We start from the raw sequence: 21,819 nt of genomic DNA on the forward strand, positions 1-21,819 counted from the left end.
ATGTCGCACCAAACGGGCGACGGTCAGCCCAAGTCCAAGCCCCAGCCGCTCAACATCTTGCTGGTGCGCGTGTCCTCGCTGGGGGACGTGCTGCACAACCTGCCGATGGTGGCCGATATCGCCCGCCGCTTCCCCGACGCGAACATCGATTGGGTGGTGGAGGAGGGCTACGTCAGCCTGGTGCGGCTCAACGCCCGCGTGCGGACCATCATTCCGTTCGCGCTGCGGCGCTGGCGTAAAAGCCTGGGCAAGCCGGAGACCCGGGCCGAGATCAAGGCCTTCTTCCGTACCTTGCGCCAGCAGCGCTACGACTACGTGTTCGATACCCAGGGCTTGCTCAAGACCGGCATCATCATGGGCGCCGCGCGGGTGGTCAAGGGCGGCCGCAAGGTCGGCCTGGCCAATGGCAGCGAGGGCTCGGGCTACGAGGGCGTCTCCCGCATTTTCCACAACCTGAGTGTTCCGACCGACCCGCGCACGCACGCGGTGGCGCGCGGCCGCCTGGTGGCAGCCGCCGCGCTGGGCTACCAGGTCGACACCCCGGCCGATTTCGGCCTGCCGGAAATCTCGGCCGACGAGCCGCGTCCTGCGTGGATGCCGGCCGAGCCTTATGTGGTGTACTTCCACGGCACCGCGCGCGATCCCAAGAAGTGGGCACCGGAGAACTGGATCGCCCTCGGACGAGAACTGGCGCCGATGACCATCCTGCTGCCATGGGGCTCCCCGAAGGAGCAGGCCGAAGCCGAACATCTGGCGGCCAATCTGCCGAACGCGCGGGTGCTGCCCAAGCTGTCGATGGCGGACGCCATGCTGCTGGCGCGCCATGCCGCGCTGGTGATCGGCGTCGACACCGGATTGACGCACATCGCCGCCGCTTTCGTACGGCCGACGGTCGAAATCTACGCCGATTCGCCGCGCTGGAAGACCGAGGGTAACTGGTCGCCGCGCATCATCAATCTGGGCGATCGGGGCGCGCCGCCGTCCGTGTCCGAAGTACTGGCTGCGGCCAGGAGTTTGCTGGGCTGAGCTTCATGCGTATCTTCTATTCTGTGATGTGGTGGCTGGCCTTGCCGCTGGTGCTGGCGCGCTTGTGGCTGCGCGGCCGCAAGGAACCTGGCTATCGCGGGCACTGGGGCGAGCGGCTGGGGTTTTACGGCGACGGTTCGGCTTCGTCGGCTGCCAGTCCGGTGCTGTGGGTGCACGCGGTGTCGGTCGGCGAAACGCGCGCGGCCGAGCCCTTGATCGACGCGCTGCTGGCGCAGTATCCGACCGGCCGTATCATCCTGACCCACATGACGCCGACCGGCCGCGCCACCGGCAAGTCGCTGTTTGCCAAACATGGCGCACGGCTGACGCAATCTTATCTGCCGTACGACACCGGCACCATGGTCGGCCGCTTCATCGCGCATTTCAAACCGGCGGTCTGCATTCTGATGGAGACCGAAGTCTGGCCGAACCTGATCGCCATCTGCGGCGCGCGCGGTGTGCCGGTGGTGCTGGCCAACGCGCGCCTGTCCGAGCGCTCGCTGCGCAAGGCGGGGCGCCTTGGTTCGCTGATTTTGGACGCGGCGCACGGCATCTCGCTGGTCGCCGCGCAGACCGAGGCCGACGCGCAGCGGGTGCGCTCGCTCGGCGTCAAGCAGGTGGAAGTCACCGGCAGCATCAAGTTCGACGTGGTGGTGCCGGAGACGGCGCTGGCCACCGGCGCGGCGCTGCGTAAAGCCATCGGCGCGCGGCCGGTGCTGCTGTTCGCCAGCACGCGCGAAGGCGAGGAGGCGCTGATACTGAAGGCCGTACGCGAAGGGCGTGCCGGGCTGCCGGCCAATGTGCTGCTGCTGATCGTGCCGCGCCACCCGCAGCGCTTCGACGAAGTGGCAAGGATGGTTGGCGAGGCGGGGTTGAACGTTCAGCGGCGTAGCGCGCTGGCGCTGGACGGCGCGGACGGAGGCGCCATTCCCGCGTATATCGATGTGCTGCTGGGCGATTCGATGGGGGAGATGTTCGCCTATTACGCGGCGTGCGACTGCACCTTCGTCGGCGGCAGCCTGCTGCCACTGGGCGGGCAAAACCTGATCGAACCGGCGGCGCTGGGCAAGCCGGTGCTGATCGGACCGCACACCTTTAATTTCGCCGAATCGACCGAGGATGCGCTGGCCGCCGGCGGCGCCCAGCGCGTAGCCGACGCGGCCGAGCTGGTGACCGCCGCCGCGCGTCTGTTGCGCGACGACGACGCGCGCGCCGCGATGGGACAGGGCGCTCTGGCGTTCGCGAACCAGTACCGCGGCGCCACCCGCCGCACGCTGGCGTTGCTGGCGCCGCTCATCAAGCGCTGATCCGGTCCATTTCGGGTGGTGCTAACCGCCGCCGATGCCTTCGGTAATGACGCCGGTTCCGCCGCAGTTGCCGCAGGCGATGGTATCGTCCGCTTCAAGCACGCTGCCGGTGCCGTGGCAAATCGGACAGACGTCTTCGCCGGTACCCGGCGTGCCGGCCGGCGCTTCGTCGCCTGGGTTGATTGGTGCGTTTTCGCTCATGTTCGCCTCCGGGAAATCGTGGTCGAATCATTGTAGACCGGACCAGGCAACACCCCGATCCGATTGAAAACAGGAAAGAAACAGAAAGCGGATGCGCCGGAGGGGCATCATCCGGCATGCGCCGCGAATGCCTGTACTTAAGCAGCCATCTCGGTATCTTCGGCAAAGCGCAACACATCCGCGTTCTGACGGCAGAAACGCGTCGCCGCCTTGTAGCCGACGTCGAACAGCAGTTGCATATTCGACGTCGACCAGTCCATCGTGTGCGGAATGTGCTGATCGGGCACGGCGGCCATCAGCTCAAGCTTGAGCATGTGGCGCTTCGGCTCACCGGTTTTGTGGTCGGTGTTGTGTTCCAGCTCGAACAAACGCAATTGCTGCTTCGAGATGTTGACCAGCGGCGTGATCATCGAGCCCACCCATGCGTCGTACAGGTCGCGCGGCTTGCGCAGCAGGCGCTCGTCGCCCAGGATGTCGAGCACCACCAGCACGTCGGTGTCCGCGTGCTCGCCCTTGCCCTCGATGAACGGGTCGAAATTCAACGTCTCCAGCGCGGCGCCTTCGATATAATCCTCGCCGTCGATCGTGGTCGGCGCGTACAGCAGCGGGAACGACAGCGCGGCGCGCACATGCTCGACCTGGATCTCGCGCTTGTCCCAGATCTTCATGCTGTGCTGGTTCAGGTTGTAGGCGTTGATGTAGAACTCCGGCTTCATCTTCGAGATGGCCGAGAAGTCGATCGAGCCTTCCAGGAAAGGCGCGTGGGCGCACAAACCGAGGCTTTTGGACGACAGGTTGGACGGCGACATCGTCGACATCATCAATTGGGTCCAGTCGGCCCACGGGATCGAGCCGCTCAGCACATTAGGCAGGCCCGGGAACATCGGATTGCCGGCCTGCGGCGTGAACACGCCACGGAAGGCGTCCGCTTCCTTGCCCGGCTTGTGGAAAATCTTATAATTGACGGGCATCATTTTGTAGATCGTGTCGGCCACACCGGCGTCGGCCCAGCGCTTGAGCGCTTCGCGCGGCGATCCTTCCAGCGGCGCCGTGTACAGCAGCCCCATCAGCACGCCCGCGCCGGAGGCGGAAATCACGTCGAACTCAACTTCCTGGTCGAGGAATGCAGCCAGCGCCCCCGCGATCAATGGTGAATTTGGCGCACCGCCACCCAGTACCAAACCCATCTTCTTGGTTGCACTTACCTGACCCATATAACCCCCGTTTTAGTGACACAATTTGCCGTTTTTTTGACTCAGATCAAGCCAAACATGAGACAAAATACCACAGGTAATTCCATGAGGCAATAAAATTGTGCGGTGCAATATGATAGTCAGGTGCTAGGGACGACTCGGCACTAAGAGCGGAGATGGCGGTAGAACCCGGCACGATGGCGTTATTTCAAAAGATGGCTCTGGCATGTCGAGCGCGCGAGAAATCGGCGGGACGCTGCCTTATCGACAGCAAAATGAATGAGATCCGCCGGTCATTCCATACCGAGTGCGTGGGGGCGTCGTCGAGATTTTGCGGGTTCAGCATGTCGCCCGGCGCTGGCCACGGCGGGTTTAAAACAGCACAGGCAATTCCTGCGCCCTTTTGCGCAGCAGGTTCTTCGCGTCGTCGTACGCAGGGTAGATGCGTCCGACCGTGTTCCAGAAGTCGGCGCTGTGGTTCATTTCCAGCGTGTGCGCCAGTTCGTGGGCAACCACATAGTCGATCAGCGGCAGCGAGAAATGGATCAATTTCCAGTTCAGGCGGATTTTGCGGTCGACCGTGCACGAGCCCCAGCGCGTGCCGGCCGACGACAGGCCGAACGAACTATAGCTGACACCCAGACGCGCCGCGTACAGGTCCAGGCGCTGCTCGAACAGCACCTTGGCTTCCTGCTGATACCAGGACTTGACGCGCTCCTTGAGCAGCGTCTCGGTGGCGCCGGGTACCAGCACCATCGACAACTCGCGCGTGGCCGGGTTGTAGCTGGTGCGATTGCGCCCGCCCACCAGCAGCCGCAAGGTGATGTCCGCCCCAAGGTACGGAAGCTGCGCGCCGTCGATCCATTCCACCGGCGGCTTTTGCAGCCGCGCGGCGCGGCGCTCGCGCCGTTCTTTGAGTTTGCTCAGTATCCAGTGCTGTTTGGTGCGGATCGCATTGTCGATTTCGGCGATGCTGATGCGCTTGGGCGCCGTCACGCGCAAGCCGTCGTCGTCGATCATGAAGCCGATCGAGCGGCGCGTCGAGCGGCGCAGGTCGTATTCGAGGATGAAGTCACCGACCATCAACTGGCGCTTGGCCGTCGGCGGCGGCTCGGGCGGCGTCGGCGTCACGCGCGGCTTGACCGGGATGGCAGGGGCGGGCGGCGACAGCGCCTCCACGGGGGGCGCGATATACGGGGAAATCGGGGGAGGTTTGCTGGAAGATGGAGGCACCGACCACACCGGCGAGGTGTAGACGGTTTTGGTGGAGGAAGGTTGACCCTGCGCCTGCGCCTCCCGTGCGAACAGGTCAAGCTGGCTGGCGTCGTCTTGCGGCGACGCCGGCTTCACCAACGTGGCGAGATCGTCTAGCCAGCGTTGTAGGCGTGGGGCGAAATGACGCGCATTTCTGATTCTATCCAAGTTTCCACCTGTTGCATCATGCCGTCCGGAGTTTGTCCTTCTGGCGAAATTGGCTTACCTATCGATACTGTAACAAGGCCGGGCCGTTTGATGAAAGAGTTTTTTGGCCAGCACTCGCCGGAGTTGTGCGCGATCGGCACGACCACCGCACCGGTCGCGATGGCGAGGCGCGTGCCACCGCTTTTGTACTTGCCGGCCTGGCCGACGGGAATCCGCGTCCCCTCGGGGAACATGATAATCCATTGGCCGTCGGCGAGCCTGCGCTTGCCGTGGCGGACCACATGCTTGAACGCGTTCTTGCCTTGTTTGCGGTCGATCGGGATCATGCGCAGCAGCGCCATCGCCCATCCGAAGAACGGAATATAAAGGATTTCCTTCTTGAAGACGAACACCAGCGGGCGTGGCAGGTTAGGCAGCAGGAAGATGGTTTCCCACGCCGACTGGTGCTTCGACAGCACCACCGCCGGCGCGTCCGGGAAATTCTCGGCGCCCTTGATCTCGTAGCGGATGCCGCAGATAACCTTGGCGCACCAGACGATGAACACATTCCAGCGGGCGGTGACCCAGAAGCGCTTGTTATACGGTAGCGGCGCAACCAGGAAGCAGACCAGCGCCCAGACCACGGTCGATATCACCATGATGATGGTGAAGATCAGGGAACGCAAAAATAATACGGGATGACCCAATGCAGACTCCAAATACTTTGTTAGCTAACGATGTGCAGCGCCGGCGGCACGCTGGTTTTGATCAGGTGGACCACCATCGCCGCCAGATCGGGGAACACCAGGGTGCCCGGCGGCAGGCCGCCGGTTTGCTGGGTTTTCTCGCCCTTGCCGGTCAGGACGAGGTAGGGCACGCAGCCGGTGACATAGCCGGCCTGCAGGTCGCGCAGCGAGTCGCCGACCACCGGCACGCCTTTGAGGCTGATCTTGTAGCGTTGCGAGATCTCGTTGAACATGCCCGGCTTCGGCTTGCGGCAATCGCAGTTGTCGGCCGCCGCGTGTGGGCAGAAGAACACCGCGTCGATGTCGGCGCCGACCTGCTGCGCGAGATGGTGCATCTTGGCGTGGATCGCGTTCAAGGTCGTCATGTCGAAGAACTCGCGCGCGATGCCCGACTGGTTCGACGCGATCACCACGCGATAGCCGGCCTGGTTCAGGCGGGCGATCGCTTCCAGCGAGCCGGGAATGGGGATCCACTCGGCCGGCGACTTGATGAAATCGGGCGAATCATGGTTGATGACGCCGTCGCGATCGAGGATGATCAGTTTCAGGGACGGCGTACCCATTTATGCCGCCAGTTTCGAGATGTCGGCCACGCGGTTCATCATGCCATGCAGCGATGACAGCAATGCCAGACGGTTGTTGCGCAGGGCGACATCTTCCGCCATGACCATGACGTCGTTGAAGAAGGCGTCGACCTCGTCGCGCAACTGCGCCAGAGTTTTGAGCGCGTCGGCGAAATCGCCCCGGATGAAGGCGGCGTCGATGTCCGGCTGGACGCGGGTGACGGCGGCGGCCAGGTTCTTCTCGGCTTCGTCCTGCAGCAAATCGGCGTTGACGCCGGCGCCGCCGGTCGCGGCCAGCGCTTCCTCGTTCTTTTTCAGGATGTTGGTGATGCGCTTGTTGGCGGCGGCCAGCGAGGCCGCTTCCGGCAGCGCGGCGAAGGCTTTGACGGCCTCCAGGCGCTGCACGATGTCGTCCAGGCGGTCCGGGTTCTGGGCGACCACCGCTTCGATCTCGTTCGGCGAGAAGCCGCGCTCGCGCAGGATGCCGCGCAGGCGGTCCAGCATGAAGGCGGTGACTTCGATGACCGGGTCCTTGAAGCCGGCGATGCCGGTGAACTGCTGCGCGGCCGAATCGAGCAGGCCGCGGATCGACAGCATCAGGCGTTTTTCGATCAGCATGCGCAGCACGCCAAGCGCGTGGCGCCGCAGCGCGAACGGATCTTTATCGCCGGTCGGCTGCAGGCCTATCGACCAGATGCCGACCAGGGTTTCGAGCTTGTCGGCCAGCGCCACGGCGGTGCCGGTGACGGTCGACGGCAGCGCATCGCCGGCAAAGCGCGGCTGGTAGTGTTCGGAGGCTGCCAGCGCCACGTCTTCCGGTTCGCCGTCGTTGCGGGCGTAGTAGGTGCCCATGATGCCTTGCAGCTCGGGGAACTCGCCGACCATGTCGGTCAACAGGTCGGCCTTGGACAGCTTGGCGGCGCGGGTGGCCAGTGCGGAGTCGCCGCCGATCTGGGTGGCGACGAAGCCGGCCAGCGCGCTGACACGCTCGCTGCGTTCGGCCTGGGTGCCCAGCTTGTTGTGGTAGACCACGTTCTTGAGCAACGGCAGGCGCGATTCCAGCGTCTTTTTCTTGTCCTGCTCGAAGAAGAACTTAGCGTCGGACAGGCGCGGACGCACCACGCGCTCGTTGCCGCCGATGATGGCGGCCGGCGTATCGGTGGCGATGTTGGAGACGATCAGGAAGCGCGAACGCAGCTTGCCGTCGGCGTCCGTCAGCGCGAAGTATTTCTGGTTGGTCTGCATGGTCAGGATCAGGCATTCCTGCGGCACGGCCAGGAATTCTTCCTCGAAGTGGCACTCGTAGACCACCGGCCATTCGACCAGCGCGGTCACTTCGTCGAGCAGCGATTCGGGCATCAGCACCTGGTCGGCGCCGGCCTTGGCCAGCAGGTCGGCGCGGATCTGTTCCTTGCGCTGTTCGACGCTGGCCAGCACTTTGCCTTGGGATTTCAGGGTGTCGGCGTAGCCGTCGGCATCGGCGATGGTGACTTCGCGTTGGCCCGGCGCGGTCAGGAAGCGGTGGCCTTCGGTGACGTTCGACGCGGTCAGTCCCAGCAGGGTCAGTGGCAGCACGGTCGAACCATGCAGCGCGATCAGGCTGTGGGCGGGACGCACGAATTGCACGGTGGCGCCGTCCGGACGCTGGTAGCTCATCACTTTAGGGATAGGCAGCTTGGCCACCGATTCCTCCAGCGCGGCCTGCAGGCCCGATTGCAGCGCGCTGCCGGCCGCCGTGTAGGTGTGGAAGAAGCTCTCGGCCTTGCCGTCCTGCGCGCGTTCCAGATCGGCCACGGTCAGGTTCGGGAAGCCCAGCGCGGCCAGTTTCTTGGCCAGCGGCGGCGTGCCGTTGCCGGCGGCGTCCAGCGCGACCGACACCGGCAGCACTTTTTCGCGGATCGATTTGTCAGGCGAGGTGGCGCGCACGTTGGTGACGGAGACGGCCAGGCGGCGCGGCGAGGCGAACGACGTGGCGACGCTGTCGGCTTCGAGGAAGTCGCGTACTTTCAGGCCGTTGACGATGCCGGCGGCGAAGGCCGCGCCCAGTTTGGCGAGCGCCTTCGGCGGCAATTCTTCGGTCAGCAGTTCGATGAGGAGGGTCTGGGTCATATTATTTATACAGTTTGTTCAGCAGCGGGGGCAGCCAGGCCAGGGGCCATCGGGAAGCCCAGGCGCTCGCGCGACTCGTAGTAGGCCTGCGCCACGAGGCGCGACAAGGCGCGCACGCGGCCGATGTAGGCGGCGCGTTCGGTCACCGAGATGGCGCCGCGCGCGTCCAGCAGGTTGAAGCTGTGCGACGCCTTCATGATCTGCTCATAGGCAGGCAAGGTCAGTTGCGCCTCGATCAGGCGCTTGGCTTCCGATTCGTGGTTGTTGAATTGGGCGAACAGCAGTTCGGCGTTCGAATGCTCGAAGTTGTAAGCCGATTGTTCGACTTCGTTCTGGTGGAAGACGTCGCCGTACTTGAGCGTCTTGGTCTCGCCGTTTTCTTCCCACGTCGTCCATACCAGGTCGTACATGTTTTCCACGCCCTGCAGGTACATCGCCAGACGTTCGATGCCGTAGGTGATCTCGCCGAGCACCGGCTTGCAATCGAGGCCGCCGACTTGCTGGAAGTAGGTGAACTGCGTCACCTCCATGCCGTTCAGCCACACTTCCCAGCCCAGGCCCCAGGCGCCCAAGGTCGGCGACTCCCAGTCGTCTTCGACAAAGCGCACATCATTCTGTTTCAGGTCCAGGCCCAGCGCCTCCAGCGAACCGAGATACAGGTCGAGGATGTTTTCCGGCGCCGGCTTCATCACCACCTGGTACTGGTAGTAGTGCTGGCCGCGGTTCGGGTTCTCGCCATAGCGCCCGTCCTTCGGGCGGCGCGACGGCTGCACGTAGGCGGCGCGCCAGGGTTCCGGTCCGATGGCGCGCAGGAAGGTCCCGGTGTGGAAGGTGCCGGCGCCGACTTCCATGTCGTACGGCTGGAGCAGGGCGCAGCCTTGCTTGTCCCAGTAGGTTTGCAAGGTCAGAATGATTTGTTGAAATGTCAGCATCTTGTGTGGTCGATGGCACGCCTCGCGGGGCGAGGGGCGTGCGGTTGCGGTTATGCTAAAGCGGCAATTTTAGCGGGTTTTGCCGGCAGCCTGTGGAGATTACGCCGCTTTGGCCTGGTTTTTTGCGCGCCGCGCCCAAAACCATGCGCCGCCCAACGCCAGCGCCGCCAGCAGCAGGAACAGCTTGTTGCCCCAGATGATGAAGGGGGTGCTGCCCGCCATGCCCTGAACGTTGGCGGCCAGCGTGCCGAAGGTGTTGACCTTCAACTGGTGCCGGATCACGCCATGGCCGTCGATGATGGCGGTGGCGCCGGTATTGGTCGCCCGCAGCATCGGCCGGCCCGTCTCCAGCGTGCGCATTTGCGAGATCTGCAAATGCTGCGGAATGGCGATGGTGTCGCCGAACCAGGCCAGGTTCGAGACGTTGAGCAGCATCGTGGCCGGCTGCTGGTCCTGCGCCGGGTGGTTCAGCTGCGCGGCGATCTCCTCGCCGAACAAGTCCTCGTAGCAGATGTTGGGCAGCACGCGCTGGTCCTTGATCTGGAACGCCGGCTGGATGTCGGCGCCGCTGGTCTGATCGCCCAGCGGGATCGACATCAGGTTGACGAACCAGCGGAAGCCGAGCGGAATGAACTCGCCGAACGGCACCAGGTGGTGCTTGTCGTAGCGGTAGTAGCCGCTGCCCTGGCGTGGCGTCAGGCCGATCACGCTGTTGAAATAAGCGGCCTGGCTGTCGGCCATCGGAATGCCCAGTATCAGGTTGCTGTTGGTCTGGGTCAGGAACTGGGCGATGCCGGGCAGGTAGTCCGGCGGCAGCTGCTGCGGCAGCATGACGATGGCCGTTTCCGGCGTGGCGATCAAATCGGCCGGCGCGGCGGTGATGGCGTCGTGGTACAGCTTCATCGTCTCGATGACGCGGGCGCCGTCGAATTTTTCGCTTTGCGCGATGTTTCCCTGCAGCAGACGCACCGAAATCGGCTTGCCTTCCGGGTAGGTCCATTGCAGGTACGTCAGGCCGACGCCGCCGAGACAGATGGCGACGACCAGCACCGCCGCCTTGATGCGGGTGCGGTGCAGCAGCAAAAGCAGGGCGCCGGCGATGACGGCCGCCAGCCATCCGAGGCCGTAGACGCCGATGACCGGCGCGTAGCCGGCCAGCGGGCTGTGATTGTGGGCGTAGCCGGACGACATCCACGGGAAGCCGGTGAACAGCCAGGCGCGCACCCATTCGAACAGCGCCCACATGGCCGGCAGCACCAGCAGGTTGGCGGCCGGCAGCGGCAGCGACCAGCGTTTGCGCAGCCAGGCCGCGCCGCCCATCGCCAGCGCCACGTAGAAGCCCATGCCCCAGGCCAGCAGCAGCACGGCGGCGACGGCGATCGGCGCGGCCATGGCGCCGAAGTCGTGCAGCGAGACATACAGCCAGTGGGTGCCGGCGGCGGTCCAGCCGAAGCCGAAGGCCCAGCCGATCAGGCCAGCGCTTTTGACATCGGCGCTGCGCAGCACTTGATAGAAGAGGGTCGCCAGACCGAGGATCTCGAGCGGCCACCAGCCGAACGGCGCGAAGGCGAACACGCACATCGCGCCGGCCAGCAGGGTGATGATCATCCGACCTTTGGTGCTGCGCTGCGGCTTGGGCGGATCGTTCGGATTGGCGCGGCGAAAGCGCATTATTGCGTGGCGCCGGCGCCGGCGTCGGGGGCGGGCGGCAGTTTTTCCACCAGCAGCACGTGGATCTGGCGGGCGTCGGCGCGCAGCACTTCAAAGCGCATGCCCTGATAGTCGAAGATGTCGCCCTTGTGCGGCATGCGCGCCAGGTGCTTGGCGACCAGGCCGCCGATGGTGTCGACGTCGTCGTCCGGCAGCGAGGTGTCCAACTCTTCGTTGAACTGCTCGATCTCGGTCAGCGCCTTGATGCGCCAGCGCGGCCCGTGCACGCCTTCCTTGATCGAGAGGATGTTGTCCTCTTCCTCGTCGAAGTCGTATTCGTCCTCGATGTCGCCGACGATCTGCTCGAGCACGTCCTCGATGGTGATCAGGCCGGCCACGCCGCTGTACTCGTCGACCACGATCGCCATGTGATTGTGGTTGGCGCGGAAGTCCCGCAGCAGCACGTTCAGGCGTTTGGATTCGGGGATGAAGATGGCCGGGCGCAGCATGTCGCGGACGTCGAACGATTCTTCGGCGTAGTAGCGCAGCAGGTCCTTGGCCAGCAGGATGCCGATTACCTTGTCGCGCTCGCCCTCGATGGCGGGGAAGCGCGAGTGGGCCGTGGCCAGCACTTGCGGCATCCATTCCTCGATCGGCTTGGAGATGTCGATGACATCCATTTGCGAACGGGGAATCATGATGTCGCGCGCGGACAGGTCGGAGACCTGGAACACGCCTTCGATCATCGACAAGGCGTCGGCGTCGATCAGGTTGCGTTCGTGCGCGTCGTGCAGAACTTCGAGCAGTTCCGCTCGGTTCTCAGGCTCGGGGGAAATCAGTGCGGTCAGGCGTTCAAACAGTGACCGATGGGGTTTGGCGTCAGTTTTGACGCCACTAGAGTGCTCTTGCATAGTAGGCGTGAGCCGTTGTTACGAAGGGGTATAGGATACACCAAAAGCGGAAGTTAGCAGGTTTTTGACGGAAAAACAGCGAATCTTGTGGGGGAACGACTCGAGATAACGTTTGAGTTTTCTCAGCGCACCGGCCGATTTATCGGGCATGCTGGTCGAATTCTTCCTGCGATAGTGGCCGTGCAATGGGTATCCTGGCCGGCACGGTTCGACGCATCAATCCGACACGGGCAAACCGGCGCAGCCGCAGTGGTCATCGGCTACACCGGGTTTCGTTTTTTAAGGAGCAACTAATGGATACGCTCAATGATAAGCTCAATCGCGGCGCCGCTCTAAAAATCGCTCAAGCAAAGGTCGAGCAGCTTGGCAGGTTGGCGGGCGATGAATTCCACATTTTGGCCGCCGAAACGAAAGAGTTGAAGCAAGGCTGGCTGTTTTTCTACAATTCAGCCGATTTTCTCCGGACCCGCGACCCCATGTTTGCGCTCGCAGGCAACGGACCAATTTTGGTTCTCAGGGACGGAGAGGTCGCCACGCTGCCCACAGCAGTGCCTTGGCAGCAGGCGATCTCCCAACTGTCCGACGCCGGAGCTGATGGGCGCCTGAGTCATTCCGCATAGGGATCGGCGTAGCCGAGTTCGGCCAACAGCTCCGTTTCGATGCCTTCCATCTCGGCCGCTTCCTCGTCGTCCTCGTGGTCGTAGCCCTGCGCGTGCAGCACGCCATGCACGATCAGGTGCGCGGTGTGCTCCTCCAGCGATTTATTCTGCTCGGCTGCTTCCTTCTCCAGCACGTCGGTGCACAGGATGATGTCGGCCCGCGTGGGGGCGTCGTCATCCAGTTCCTCGCCTTCGTTGTAGGCGAAGGTCAACACGTTGGTGGCGTAGTCCTTGCCGCGGTATTGCTTGTTGAGCGCGCGCCCTTCGTCGGCGTCGACGAAACGGATGGTCAGCTCGGCCGGGGCGAACAGCGCCGCCTGTATCCATTTGCGGATCGCCGCACGGGTGATGACTTCTTTCAAACGGGCATCGGGATACTGCACCGACAAGGTCAATTTATTTTTTACGGACATTTTTCAGTGCGGTGGCTTTGAGTAGGGGAGCGATCTCGGCTTCGTGGTTGTGCGCCGTTTCGTAGGCGTCGACGATGCGCGCCACCAGCGGGTGCCGTACCACGTCTTCGCTGTTGAAATGGCTGAAGGCGATGCCGCGCACATCCTTCAACACCTGGACCGCGTCCACCAGGCCGCTTTTCTGGCTCTTGTGCAAGTCCACCTGCGTGACGTCGCCCGTGATAACGGCCTTGCTGCCGAAACCTATGCGCGTGAGGAACATTTTCATTTGCTCGACGGTGGTGTTTTGCGCCTCGTCGAGGATCACGAACGCGTGGTTCAGGGTGCGCCCCCGCATATACGCCAGCGGCGCGATCTCGATGACCTGCTTCTCGAACATTTTCTGCGTGCGGTCGAAGCCCAGCAGGTCGTACAGCGCGTCGTACAGCGGCCGCAGATACGGATCGACCTTTTGCGCCAGGTCGCCCGGCAGGAAGCCGAGCCGCTCGCCGGCCTCGACGGCCGGACGGGTCAGGATGATGCGCTTGACGGCATCGCGCTCGAGCGCGTCGACGGCGCAGGCCACGGCCAGATAAGTCTTGCCGGTGCCGGCCGGGCCGACGCCGAAGCTGATGTCGTGCTCCAGAATGTTGCGCAGATAGCGGATCTGGTGCGGCGTGCGCCCGCGCAGGTCGGCGCGGCGCGTCTTGAGCACCGGGCTGTTGATGTCCGGCTCCACGAACGGCGCCTCGGCCACCGAATGCGGCTTGCTGTCGCCGCCGGAGGCGGTCGTCCCAGCGGCGGCCGTGGCCGCTGCGGCCAGGCCGGCGCGCTGCTCCACCAGCGCAAGTTGCACTTCTTCAATCGGGACGACCTTGTTGGCGACCGCGTAGAACTGCTCGAGGATTTGTACCGCGCGCTCTGCATTGTGGCCGCTGACGATGAATTTCTCGCCGCGACGGAAGATGGTGACGTCCAGCGCTGCGGAAATCTGCCGCAGGTTTTCGTCGAGGGGACCGCACAAATGGGCCAGGCGCGAGTTATCGAGCGGCTCTGGAACAAAATAATGCGGCTGAACGGGTGTTTTGGTTTTCAATGGAATGACTAAATAAGATGAGGCGGGATGGGGCGCACTGCGCGCAGGCGCTAGTTTAGCTTAATTTGCCGATGCAAACCGCGCCCGCGCCGCATTTTGAAGCGGGGCTCCGGCCACTGCCGGGCCCGCCCACAGCGGTCCCCGGCCCGCCAGCCGTTGCCCCAACCACGACACAATTGCCGCTGGGTAGCGAACCGGCCTTGCTCTGCATGAACTTGCTTCATGTAACAGTTTCCTACAAGTTGTTGCGTGCGACACCCTCCGGCCCCATGTGATGAAATAGCATAGTTGTTAAGTTTTCTAGCCGGCGGTTGATGTCAAACAATCTTTGGCCACCGTCCGCCAGCTAGAGCAGTCCCTTTAAGCATAGAATTCTCTTGCACGAAAGGCAATTAGGAGGCCGGGCCGCAGGTAATTTAGACGCTCTGTTAGCTGCTTATCCAACATGCAGATAATTGATAAATTCTAAGTTGTCCTTAAGTTCCGACCAGCACTATCTCTCCAACCAACCACCGAGGAAAATCATGGCACACCACGCTCTTGCTTCCCAAGAAAGCTATAACCCGAACCATCTGCTGGACATACTGCTCGGCAAGATGCAACTGAAAAACGACGCCGCGCTGTCGCGCCTGCTGGAAGTGGCTCCGCCAGTCATCAGCAAAATCCGTCACCACCGTTTGCCGGTCGGCGCTTCGCTGCTGATCCGCATGCACGAAGTGACCGGCATGAGCATTCGCGACCTCCGTGATTTGATGGGCGACCGCCGCACCAAGTACCGCCTGTCCGATGCCCAGGGCCGTCCGAAGCCTGAAGAGCGTCCAGAAAAGGCCGAGGCCGGAAACTACGCGCGTCATTAATGCGCCCGCAGCTTCCGCACCTGCCGCGCCGCGGTTGACGTTGCGTCCATTCGACGTCGCGTCCAACCGGCCGGCAGGTAGCGTTCTTTGTTTTCGTGCGTTTTGTCCAGGTAGACAGTCCGTCAGCGTAGTCTGTTAGCTCAGCAGCACCATCGAAATTTCTTCATACTGCAGTTCGGTTTCACGGAACAGTTGCAGATAGATTTCCTCATCGAGGCCTAGCGCGGTCCAGGCCACGGTGGACACGGGCGGGACCAGATCGTCCCGCACCTGCGCCAGATCGAGCGCGTGCACGATGGCGTCGGCCACATGAATGATGGTCGCCAAAAAGCCCGCGCCGGGCGCTTCCGGATCGTGGTGGCCGCCGATGGCCAGCCGCATCGTGTCGGAAAAATTCCAGTGTTCTGCCAGCGCCATGCCGGCGTCGACGTGATCGACGCCCAGCACCTTGCGTTCGGCTTCCAGCAAATAACAGTCGTGTTCCTCGCGGTAGGCCAGTGTGATGGAATATTGGTTCGGGAAGCACGATACCAGCACCAGCCTGCCTATGTCGTGCAGCAACCCGGCCGTGAAGGCGTAGTCCTGATTAAAGCGCATTTGCCGCGCCAGCACCTTGGCGCAGGCGGCCGTGGCAATCGAATGGCGCCAGAATGCCTTGTGGTCAAAGCCGGGGCAGTGGCCCTCGGCGAAGCAGCCGGTGACGGCCGCCGCCGTGATCAGGTTGCGGGTGGTCTGGAAACCCAGGTAGGTGATCGCCTGCTGGATGGTGGTGACCTTGACCTGCAATCCGTAGAGCGACGAATTGGCCAGCCGCAGCGTCTTGGCGGTCAGCGCCTGGTCGTACGACACCTTCTTGGCCAGCACGGAGATATCGACATCGTCCTGGTCTATGCTGTTGAGCAATTCCATCACCACTGCGGGCAGCGACGGCAGGTCGTCGAGGTTGCGCACGACGTCGTCGTAGCTGAGCGTGTTACTCATGTGCCGGGTTCTCCCTGGTCTGCTCCTGTTCCGGCGCGCCGAGCCGGAAGTCGGTGACGAAACGGCGCAGCAGCGCGGTAGCCCAGTCGCTGTCGCTGTCGGCATCGTTTTTTCGGAAAAGGCTGTCGATACGGGCCTGATGCCGGGTCAGCACGGCCTGCGCCACCTCCGGCGCCACTTCCTCGCGCACGATCGGCAGCACGGCGATACCGTGGCGCGGCATCAGCGCCAGCGTGGCCTCGGTCAGCACGGTGCCCTGCGGCAGCAGCACATGGCCCTGGGCGTCGAGCAGCACGTCGGACAGGACCATGCCGGGCCGCACCTCGGCGATCGCCAGTTGATGATAATTGCCCGCCATGGTGCCTCCGGTGATGTTCGGGTTGTTGGCCGGCGCTTCGGGCGGCCCACGTAGGTCTCGATATTACCATTGCCCGCCGGGGAAGTCTGCCGGCGGCGGGCCGCCCCCGGCGTCGATGGTCCAAATTCTTGCCAAGACGCAGCCCATACCGTACATTGGGACGTTGCCGTCAAATACGTGGTCGGGGGAGGTTGTTCGATGTCTGGTATTCAAGGCCGTTTGACGCTGCTCTTCGTGGTCATCGTGACCCTGGTGCTGGGCATTTCCGGCACCTATGCGCAATATAGCCTGGGTCACGAACTCGAAGTGAGCAGCCAGCGCCTGCGCCAGGGTGTGCTGACGCGACTGCAAACCAGTTTGCCGTCAGCCCTGTGGGACCTGGACAAGGCCAAGGTCGACAACATCGTCGCGGCCGAAATGATGCCGCCCGAACTGGTGTCGATCCGCGTCTACGACACCTCGGTCGGGCTTTTCTCAGGCCGCCTGCGCCACGAGGACGGCAAAATCAGCGCCATCGAGAACGACGCCGCCGTCGCCGGCACGCCGGTGGTCGCCGACCTGGCCTATCGCGACTCCGGCGCCGCCGGGTCCGCGCTCAAGCCGGTCATCGTCGGCCGCGTGGTGGTCAATTTCAGCCGCGCTCAGATCGACGCCACACTGGCGGCCGAGGTGCGCCGCAAGGTGATCGAGGTGTTGCTGCTCGACCTGATTTTGGTGGCGGCGCTGGCGTTGTCGCTGCGTATCGTGTTCGACCCGCTCAAGCGCCTGCGCGACGGTTTGTTCGACCTGGCCACGCGCGGCAGCGACGAGGTCGAGGAACTGGCCGACAGCCGCCACGACGAGCTCGGCGAGGTCATCCGCGGCTTCAACGCCATCCAGCGCAAGGTCAAATCGAACATCCAGCGCATCCGCGAGGCCGAGGACGAGGCCCGCAAATCGGCCCAGGCCACCGCCAAAGCCATGGCCGACCTGCGCCGTACGCAGGAATCGCTGTTGCAGGCCGAGCGGCTCGCCTCGCTGGGCGGCCTGGTGGCCGGCGTCGCCCACGAAATCAACACGCCGGTCGGCATCGCGCTGACCAGCGCCTCGGTGCTGATGGAGGCGACCGAGAAGGTGCAACTGGCCGTCGAGGGCGGCAACATCAAGAAATCCGACATCCTGCGCTATCTGGACACGGCCGCCGAAAGCACGCGCCTGATCATGAACAACGCCTATCGCGCCGCCCACCTGATCCACAGCTTCAAGCAGATCGCCGTCGACCAGGTCAGCGAGGCGCGCCGGCGCTTCGAATTGCGCGACTATATCAACGAGGTCGTGTCCAGCCTGCAGCCGAAGCTGAAGAAGACGCATATCGCGGTCGGCATCGATTGCCCGCCCGACATCATGCTCGACAGCTACCCGGGCGCGCTGGCGCAGGTGATCACCAATCTGACGCTCAACTGCGTCGACCACGCCTTCGAGCCGGACGACGAAGGCCGCATCACCATCGACGTTGTGCGCCAGGGCGACTGGATCGAGATGCGGGTCAGCGACAACGGCAAGGGCATCGCGCCGGAAATGTTGGACAAGGTGTTCGATCCGTTCGTGACCACCCGGCGCGGACAGGGCGGCACCGGGCTCGGGCTGAACATCGTGTTCAACCTGATGGCCAAACAATTCGGCGGCACGGTCACGGTCGCCAGCGTGCTGGGCCATGGCGCCAGTTTCACGCTGCGCATGCCGTGCGTGACGCCGGTCGACGACACCAGCGGGCAGGCGGAAGCGCGCCTGCCCGCGTAACCAGGAGCAGCGATGAGCAGGATATCAGGGGAGTTCAGCGTCAAGATGCAGCCGGAATCGACGTCGGCGGTCGCGGCCGACACGGGCGTGGGCCGCATGTCGCTCGACAAGCAATACCATGGCGCGCTGAGTGCCAGCGGCAAGGGGGAGATGCTGGCCTATATGGACAGCGAACTGGGCTCGGGCGTGTACGTGGCCATCGAGCGGGTCGAGGGCAGTCTCGAAGGCAGGCACGGCAACTTTCTGTTGCACCATCGCGGCATCATGGAGCGCGGATCGCCCAGTCTGGCGGTGGCCGTGGTGCCCGATTCGGGCCGGGACGAGCTCGAAGGCCTCAGCGGCACCTTGAACATCCGCATCGAAGGCGGCAAACACTACTACGATTTCGACTACGTATTGGCGGGCGCCGATTAACGACCCTTGGTGCCAATGGACGAAAAAAATCCCGCACCGGGCGGGATTTGTCGTGCCACGTAACGCGCCTTAGTTCTCGAACTTGGCCGATGGCTGGCGGCGTCGCGAGGAGAACCCTAGCAGCGCCAGACCCAGCGCCATCATGGCGAAGGTTTGCGGTTCCGGCACCGGGGAAGCGGCGGCGTCGACCTGCTGCGGCGGACTGGCTTTCGGCAACGCGGCGAGATCGACATTGTCGTCGTCGGCCGTCAGGCATGGAGCTGTCGAGTCCGGCGCGCATTTTTCCGCGTCAATTGTTGCAGTTGCGTTAGGCGTCGCAGGTGCGGCGTCGGCCTTGGCATGGGCCGCGCCGGCAAAGCTCAGCGCGAATAGCAGGGATGTTAAAAGTTTTGTTATTTTCATATTTCTTCCTATGGCAATACTGCGGCGGCGGCGTTAAGAGCAATTTAATGCAGACACCCTAAACTTGCGGCCGCAGTGCGTTGGACGTTTATTGCGCAAAGACTATTAAACCACAATTCATAACATATTACTATCTGTGTTTATGTCAGAGAAATTTTTTATTGCACCGCAACAACAGCGGGTGGTATTTGGCATTTACCGCAACTTTTTTGCGAATGCAGAGGTGAGGAGCAGGATGATATCCATAAATAAAAAAAGCTGGCGGACAATTGGATTTACGACAATATTTGTCGGTCTGTTAACGCTGGCCGGGTGTGCCGGCGGCCCACGTCAAGCGGCGGCGCCGGACGCCGGGGAGGCTGCGACGGCACCGGTCGGCCCCAATCCGCAGGTGTGGTTGCTGGGCGAGGTACACGACAATGTCCCGGGGCACCGGCTGCGCTATGATTTGCTGCGCCAGCGGGTGGAGGGCGGCTGGCGGCCGGCCATCGTCATGGAACAGTTCGACCGTGAAGACCAGGACTTGCTGAACAAGGCGCAAAAAGGCTGTCTCGACGCGCAGTGCGTGATCCGCGTCGTCAATGGCGCCCGCTGGGACTGGCAATTGTATTACCCGCTGATCCAGCTGGCGCTGACCTACCACTTGCCTTTGGTCGCCGGCAACCTGTCGCGCGCCGACGCCTCGCGCGTGGTGCGCGACGGCATCACCGCCACCTTCGACCCGCAAAGCATCAAGGACTACCGGCTGGACCAGCCGCTGCCGGCCGACGTTCGCGCCGCCCAGCAAAAGGAGATCGCCATCGGCCACTGCAACATGATGCCGGAGATGATGATCGACGGCATGGTCAACGCCCAGGTCGCCCGCGATATCTGGATGGCCAAGATCGTCCGCGACCAGCGGCCGCTCGACGTGGTGCTAATCGCCGGCAACGGACACGTGCGCAAGGACATCGGAGTCGCGCGCTGGCTCAATCTGATTGAGCCTATACTGACCGTGCGCAGCGAGGGTTTTGTGGAGGGCGGCGACAGTGCCGGCCTGTACGACGTGGTGCACAACCTCAAGACGCAACAGCGCGCCGATCCATGTGCCAAATTCAAGACCAAATAGAACGATAGAGATGAAAACTGTCTACATTCCGGAGGCGCCGCAGCGTGCCGAGATCGACGCCATGCCCGGCGCCACGTTGCTGGAATTCGGCGCCAACTGGTGCGGGCACTGCATGGCCGCGCAGCCGCCGTTGCAACAGGCGATGGCCGGGCATGACGCCGTCAACCACTACAAGGTCGAGGACGGACCCGGCCGTCCGCTGGGCCGCTCCTACCGCGTCAAGCTGTGGCCGACACTGATCTTCCTGCGCGACGGCCAGGAAGTGGCGCGCGTGGTGCGTCCGCTCGCACCCGGCGAAATCGCCGCCGGGCTGTCGCAAATCGATCACTAACCGCTCACAAAGAGCAATCATATCTGCTTGGCAAGCTGCGGACGTGGTGTGTATGATGAGGCGCACCACCCATCCGCAGGAGCCTCACGCATGAGCAAGTCTCAACCGGGATCGTCCAAGACCAATTCGCCATCCACGGTGCTGTTTGCCAGTCTGATCGGCACCACGATCGAATTCTTCGATTTCTATATCTACGCCACCGCCGCCGTGCTGGTGTTCCCCAAGCTGTTCTTCCCCGCCAGCGATCCGGCCGCCGCCACCTTGCAGTCGCTGGCCACGTTCGCCATCGCCTTCTTCGCGCGCCCGGTGGGCTCGGCCGTGTTCGGCCACTTCGGCGACCGCATCGGCCGCAAGGCCACCCTGGTCGCGGCGTTGCTGATGATGGGCATCTCGACCGTGGTGATCGGCATGCTGCCGACCTACGCGCAGATCGGCACGCTGGCGCCGGCGCTGCTGGCGCTGTGCCGCTTCGGCCAGGGCCTGGGCCTGGGCGGCGAGTGGGGCGGCGCGGTATTGCTGGCCACCGAGAACGCGCCGCCGGGCAAACGCGCCTGGTACGGCATGTTCCCGCAACTGGGCGCGCCGATCGGCTTCTTCCTGTCGGGCGGCATTTTCCTGCTGCTGAGCGAAGTGCTGACCGACGCCGAATTCTTCAGCTATGGCTGGCGCATCCCGTTCCTGGCCAGCTCGCTGCTGGTGATCGTCGGCCTGTACATCCGCCTGAAAATCCACGAGACGCCGGACTTCCAGAAGGTGCTCGACAAGAACGAACGCGTCAAGGTGCCGGTGGTGACGGTGTTCCGCGACCATGGCCGCGTGCTGGTGCTGGGCACGCTGATCGCGCTGGCCACCTTCGTGCTGTTCTACCTGATGACGGTGTTCGCGCTCAGCTGGGGCACCACGGCGCTCAAGTTCAGCCGCAAGGATTTCCTGATCCAGCAATTGATCGCGGTGCTGTTCTTCGGCCTGACGATCCCGGTCGCCGCGCTGTGGGCCGACCGCTACGGCCGCCGCACCACCTTGATCTGGGTCTCGGCGGCGATCGCCGTGTTCGGGCTGGCGCTGGCGCCGCTGTTCGGCTCCGGCAGCCTGGTGCAGATTACCGTGTTCCTGTCGCTCGGCCTGGGGCTGATGGGCATGACCTACGGCCCGCTGGGCACCATCCTGTCCGAACTGTTCCCGCCGGAGGTGCGCTACACCGGCGCCTCGCTGACGTTCAACCTGGCCGGCATTCTCGGCGCCTCGCTGGCGCCGTACATCGCCACCTGGCTGGCGACCAACTACGGCTTGCAGTACGTCGGCTACTATTTGTCCGGCGCGGCCGTGATCAGCCTGATCGCGCTGTTGCTGGTGGGGACCGGCGACGCCCGCGTCGCCAAGGCCGCCTGAGGTCATCCACAACA

General features: G+C 63.5%; 23 protein-coding genes. 9 read left to right on the top strand and 14 right to left on the bottom strand.

What is annotated here, in order from left to right:
- A complete protein-coding gene (waaC, locus tag ACZ0BA_RS27175; RefSeq protein WP_463454242.1) occupies positions 1 to 1,026 on the top strand; it encodes a lipopolysaccharide heptosyltransferase I in 1,026 nt (341 codons plus the stop codon).
- 5 nt (positions 1,027 to 1,031) lie between these two features.
- Positions 1,032 to 2,333 carry a lipid IV(A) 3-deoxy-D-manno-octulosonic acid transferase gene (gene waaA, locus ACZ0BA_RS27180; RefSeq protein ID WP_463454243.1) on the top strand — a complete coding sequence of 434 codons (1,302 nt, stop codon included), beginning with the start codon at positions 1,032 to 1,034 and terminating at the stop codon, positions 2,331 to 2,333.
- A gap of 21 nt (positions 2,334 to 2,354) precedes the next feature.
- Here waaA and ACZ0BA_RS27185 read toward each other — a convergent pair whose 3' ends face one another.
- From ACZ0BA_RS27185 to ACZ0BA_RS27225, 9 genes are all read right to left on the bottom strand, one after another.
- Positions 2,355 to 2,534 (bottom strand): hypothetical protein, encoded by a 180-nt coding sequence (locus ACZ0BA_RS27185; RefSeq protein WP_463454245.1) that lies wholly within the window; start codon positions 2,532 to 2,534, stop codon positions 2,355 to 2,357.
- Between the two features lie 137 nt (positions 2,535 to 2,671).
- Positions 2,672 to 3,748 carry a patatin-like phospholipase family protein gene (locus tag ACZ0BA_RS27190; RefSeq protein WP_463454246.1) on the bottom strand — a complete coding sequence of 359 codons (1,077 nt, stop codon included), beginning with the start codon at positions 3,746 to 3,748 and terminating at the stop codon, positions 2,672 to 2,674.
- A gap of 351 nt (positions 3,749 to 4,099) precedes the next feature.
- Complete coding sequence (locus tag ACZ0BA_RS27195; protein WP_463454838.1) at positions 4,100 to 5,077, bottom strand: M48 family metallopeptidase; 978 nt, start codon at positions 5,075 to 5,077, stop codon at positions 4,100 to 4,102.
- A gap of 17 nt (positions 5,078 to 5,094) precedes the next feature.
- Positions 5,095 to 5,787 (bottom strand): lysophospholipid acyltransferase family protein, encoded by a 693-nt coding sequence (locus tag ACZ0BA_RS27200; protein WP_463454839.1) that lies wholly within the window; start codon positions 5,785 to 5,787, stop codon positions 5,095 to 5,097.
- Between the two features lie 68 nt (positions 5,788 to 5,855).
- Entirely contained in the window at positions 5,856 to 6,437 is a 582-nt protein-coding gene (gene gmhB / locus ACZ0BA_RS27205; protein ID WP_463454247.1) for a D-glycero-beta-D-manno-heptose 1,7-bisphosphate 7-phosphatase, read from the bottom strand.
- Positions 6,438 to 8,546, bottom strand: coding sequence for a glycine--tRNA ligase subunit beta (gene glyS, locus ACZ0BA_RS27210; protein ID WP_463454248.1), 2,109 nt, complete (start codon positions 8,544 to 8,546; stop codon positions 6,438 to 6,440).
- A gap of 5 nt (positions 8,547 to 8,551) precedes the next feature.
- Positions 8,552 to 9,478: a glycine--tRNA ligase subunit alpha gene (glyQ, locus tag ACZ0BA_RS27215; RefSeq protein WP_463454249.1), complete on the bottom strand. Its 927-nt coding sequence runs from the start codon at positions 9,476 to 9,478 to the stop codon at positions 8,552 to 8,554.
- Between the two features lie 99 nt (positions 9,479 to 9,577).
- On the bottom strand, positions 9,578 to 11,149 hold the full coding sequence (gene lnt, locus ACZ0BA_RS27220) for an apolipoprotein N-acyltransferase (protein WP_463454250.1): 1,572 nt from the start codon (positions 11,147 to 11,149) through the stop codon (positions 9,578 to 9,580).
- Complete coding sequence (locus tag ACZ0BA_RS27225; RefSeq protein WP_463454251.1) at positions 11,149 to 12,039, bottom strand: HlyC/CorC family transporter; 891 nt, start codon at positions 12,037 to 12,039, stop codon at positions 11,149 to 11,151. The genes lnt and ACZ0BA_RS27225 overlap by 1 nt, the downstream gene beginning before the upstream one ends.
- A gap of 293 nt (positions 12,040 to 12,332) precedes the next feature.
- Here ACZ0BA_RS27225 and ACZ0BA_RS27230 point away from each other — a divergent pair, with 293 nt between their 5' ends.
- Entirely contained in the window at positions 12,333 to 12,659 is a 327-nt protein-coding gene (locus ACZ0BA_RS27230) for a YrhB domain-containing protein (protein ID WP_463454252.1), read from the top strand.
- Here the strand turns inward: ACZ0BA_RS27230 and ybeY are convergent.
- Together ybeY and ACZ0BA_RS27240 are read right to left on the bottom strand one after the other, a co-directional pair.
- A complete protein-coding gene (gene ybeY, locus ACZ0BA_RS27235) occupies positions 12,647 to 13,111 on the bottom strand; it encodes an rRNA maturation RNase YbeY (protein WP_463454254.1) in 465 nt (154 codons plus the stop codon). The two genes, ACZ0BA_RS27230 and ybeY, sit on opposite strands and share 13 nt — an antisense overlap.
- On the bottom strand, positions 13,095 to 14,186 hold the full coding sequence (locus ACZ0BA_RS27240; protein WP_463454255.1) for a PhoH family protein: 1,092 nt from the start codon (positions 14,184 to 14,186) through the stop codon (positions 13,095 to 13,097). Before ACZ0BA_RS27240 ends, ybeY begins: the two co-directional genes overlap by 17 nt.
- A gap of 524 nt (positions 14,187 to 14,710) precedes the next feature.
- Between ACZ0BA_RS27240 and ACZ0BA_RS27245 the strand changes: the two genes are divergently transcribed.
- Positions 14,711 to 15,043, top strand: coding sequence for a hypothetical protein (locus ACZ0BA_RS27245; protein ID WP_090323567.1), 333 nt, complete (start codon positions 14,711 to 14,713; stop codon positions 15,041 to 15,043).
- Between the two features lie 135 nt (positions 15,044 to 15,178).
- Here ACZ0BA_RS27245 and ACZ0BA_RS27250 read toward each other — a convergent pair whose 3' ends face one another.
- The gene (locus tag ACZ0BA_RS27250) at positions 15,179 to 16,024 is read right to left on the bottom strand and encodes an HDOD domain-containing protein (protein WP_463454256.1); all 846 of its coding nucleotides are present in this window, start codon (positions 16,022 to 16,024) and stop codon (positions 15,179 to 15,181) included.
- Complete coding sequence (locus tag ACZ0BA_RS27255; protein WP_463454257.1) at positions 16,017 to 16,382, bottom strand: hypothetical protein; 366 nt, start codon at positions 16,380 to 16,382, stop codon at positions 16,017 to 16,019. The genes ACZ0BA_RS27250 and ACZ0BA_RS27255 overlap by 8 nt, the downstream gene beginning before the upstream one ends.
- Before the next feature lie 198 nt (positions 16,383 to 16,580).
- On the opposite strand from ACZ0BA_RS27255, the gene ACZ0BA_RS27260 reads away from it, so the two are divergent.
- Together ACZ0BA_RS27260 and ACZ0BA_RS27265 are read left to right on the top strand one after the other, a co-directional pair.
- Positions 16,581 to 18,161: a sensor histidine kinase gene (locus ACZ0BA_RS27260; protein ID WP_463454258.1), complete on the top strand. Its 1,581-nt coding sequence runs from the start codon at positions 16,581 to 16,583 to the stop codon at positions 18,159 to 18,161.
- A 12-nt stretch (positions 18,162 to 18,173) separates the two neighbouring features.
- On the top strand, positions 18,174 to 18,575 hold the full coding sequence (locus ACZ0BA_RS27265; protein ID WP_463454259.1) for a DUF3224 domain-containing protein: 402 nt from the start codon (positions 18,174 to 18,176) through the stop codon (positions 18,573 to 18,575).
- Positions 18,576 to 18,644: 69 nt separating this feature from the next.
- Here the strand turns inward: ACZ0BA_RS27265 and ACZ0BA_RS27270 are convergent, their stop codons facing one another.
- Complete coding sequence (locus ACZ0BA_RS27270) at positions 18,645 to 18,977, bottom strand: PEP-CTERM sorting domain-containing protein (protein WP_463454260.1); 333 nt, start codon at positions 18,975 to 18,977, stop codon at positions 18,645 to 18,647.
- Between the two features lie 235 nt (positions 18,978 to 19,212).
- On the opposite strand from ACZ0BA_RS27270, the gene ACZ0BA_RS27275 reads away from it, so the two are divergent.
- From ACZ0BA_RS27275 to ACZ0BA_RS27285, 3 genes are all read left to right on the top strand, one after another.
- Positions 19,213 to 20,085, top strand: a complete 873-nt coding sequence (locus ACZ0BA_RS27275; RefSeq protein WP_463454261.1) for a ChaN family lipoprotein — start codon at positions 19,213 to 19,215, stop codon at positions 20,083 to 20,085.
- A 10-nt stretch (positions 20,086 to 20,095) separates the two neighbouring features.
- Positions 20,096 to 20,416, top strand: a complete 321-nt coding sequence (locus ACZ0BA_RS27280; RefSeq protein ID WP_463454262.1) for a thioredoxin family protein — start codon at positions 20,096 to 20,098, stop codon at positions 20,414 to 20,416.
- A 90-nt stretch (positions 20,417 to 20,506) separates the two neighbouring features.
- Positions 20,507 to 21,805, top strand: coding sequence for an MFS transporter (locus ACZ0BA_RS27285; RefSeq protein ID WP_463454263.1), 1,299 nt, complete (start codon positions 20,507 to 20,509; stop codon positions 21,803 to 21,805).
- The last annotated feature ends 14 nt before the right edge of the window (positions 21,806 to 21,819 follow it).

It is taken from the genome of Duganella sp. AC917 (assembly GCF_979258245.1).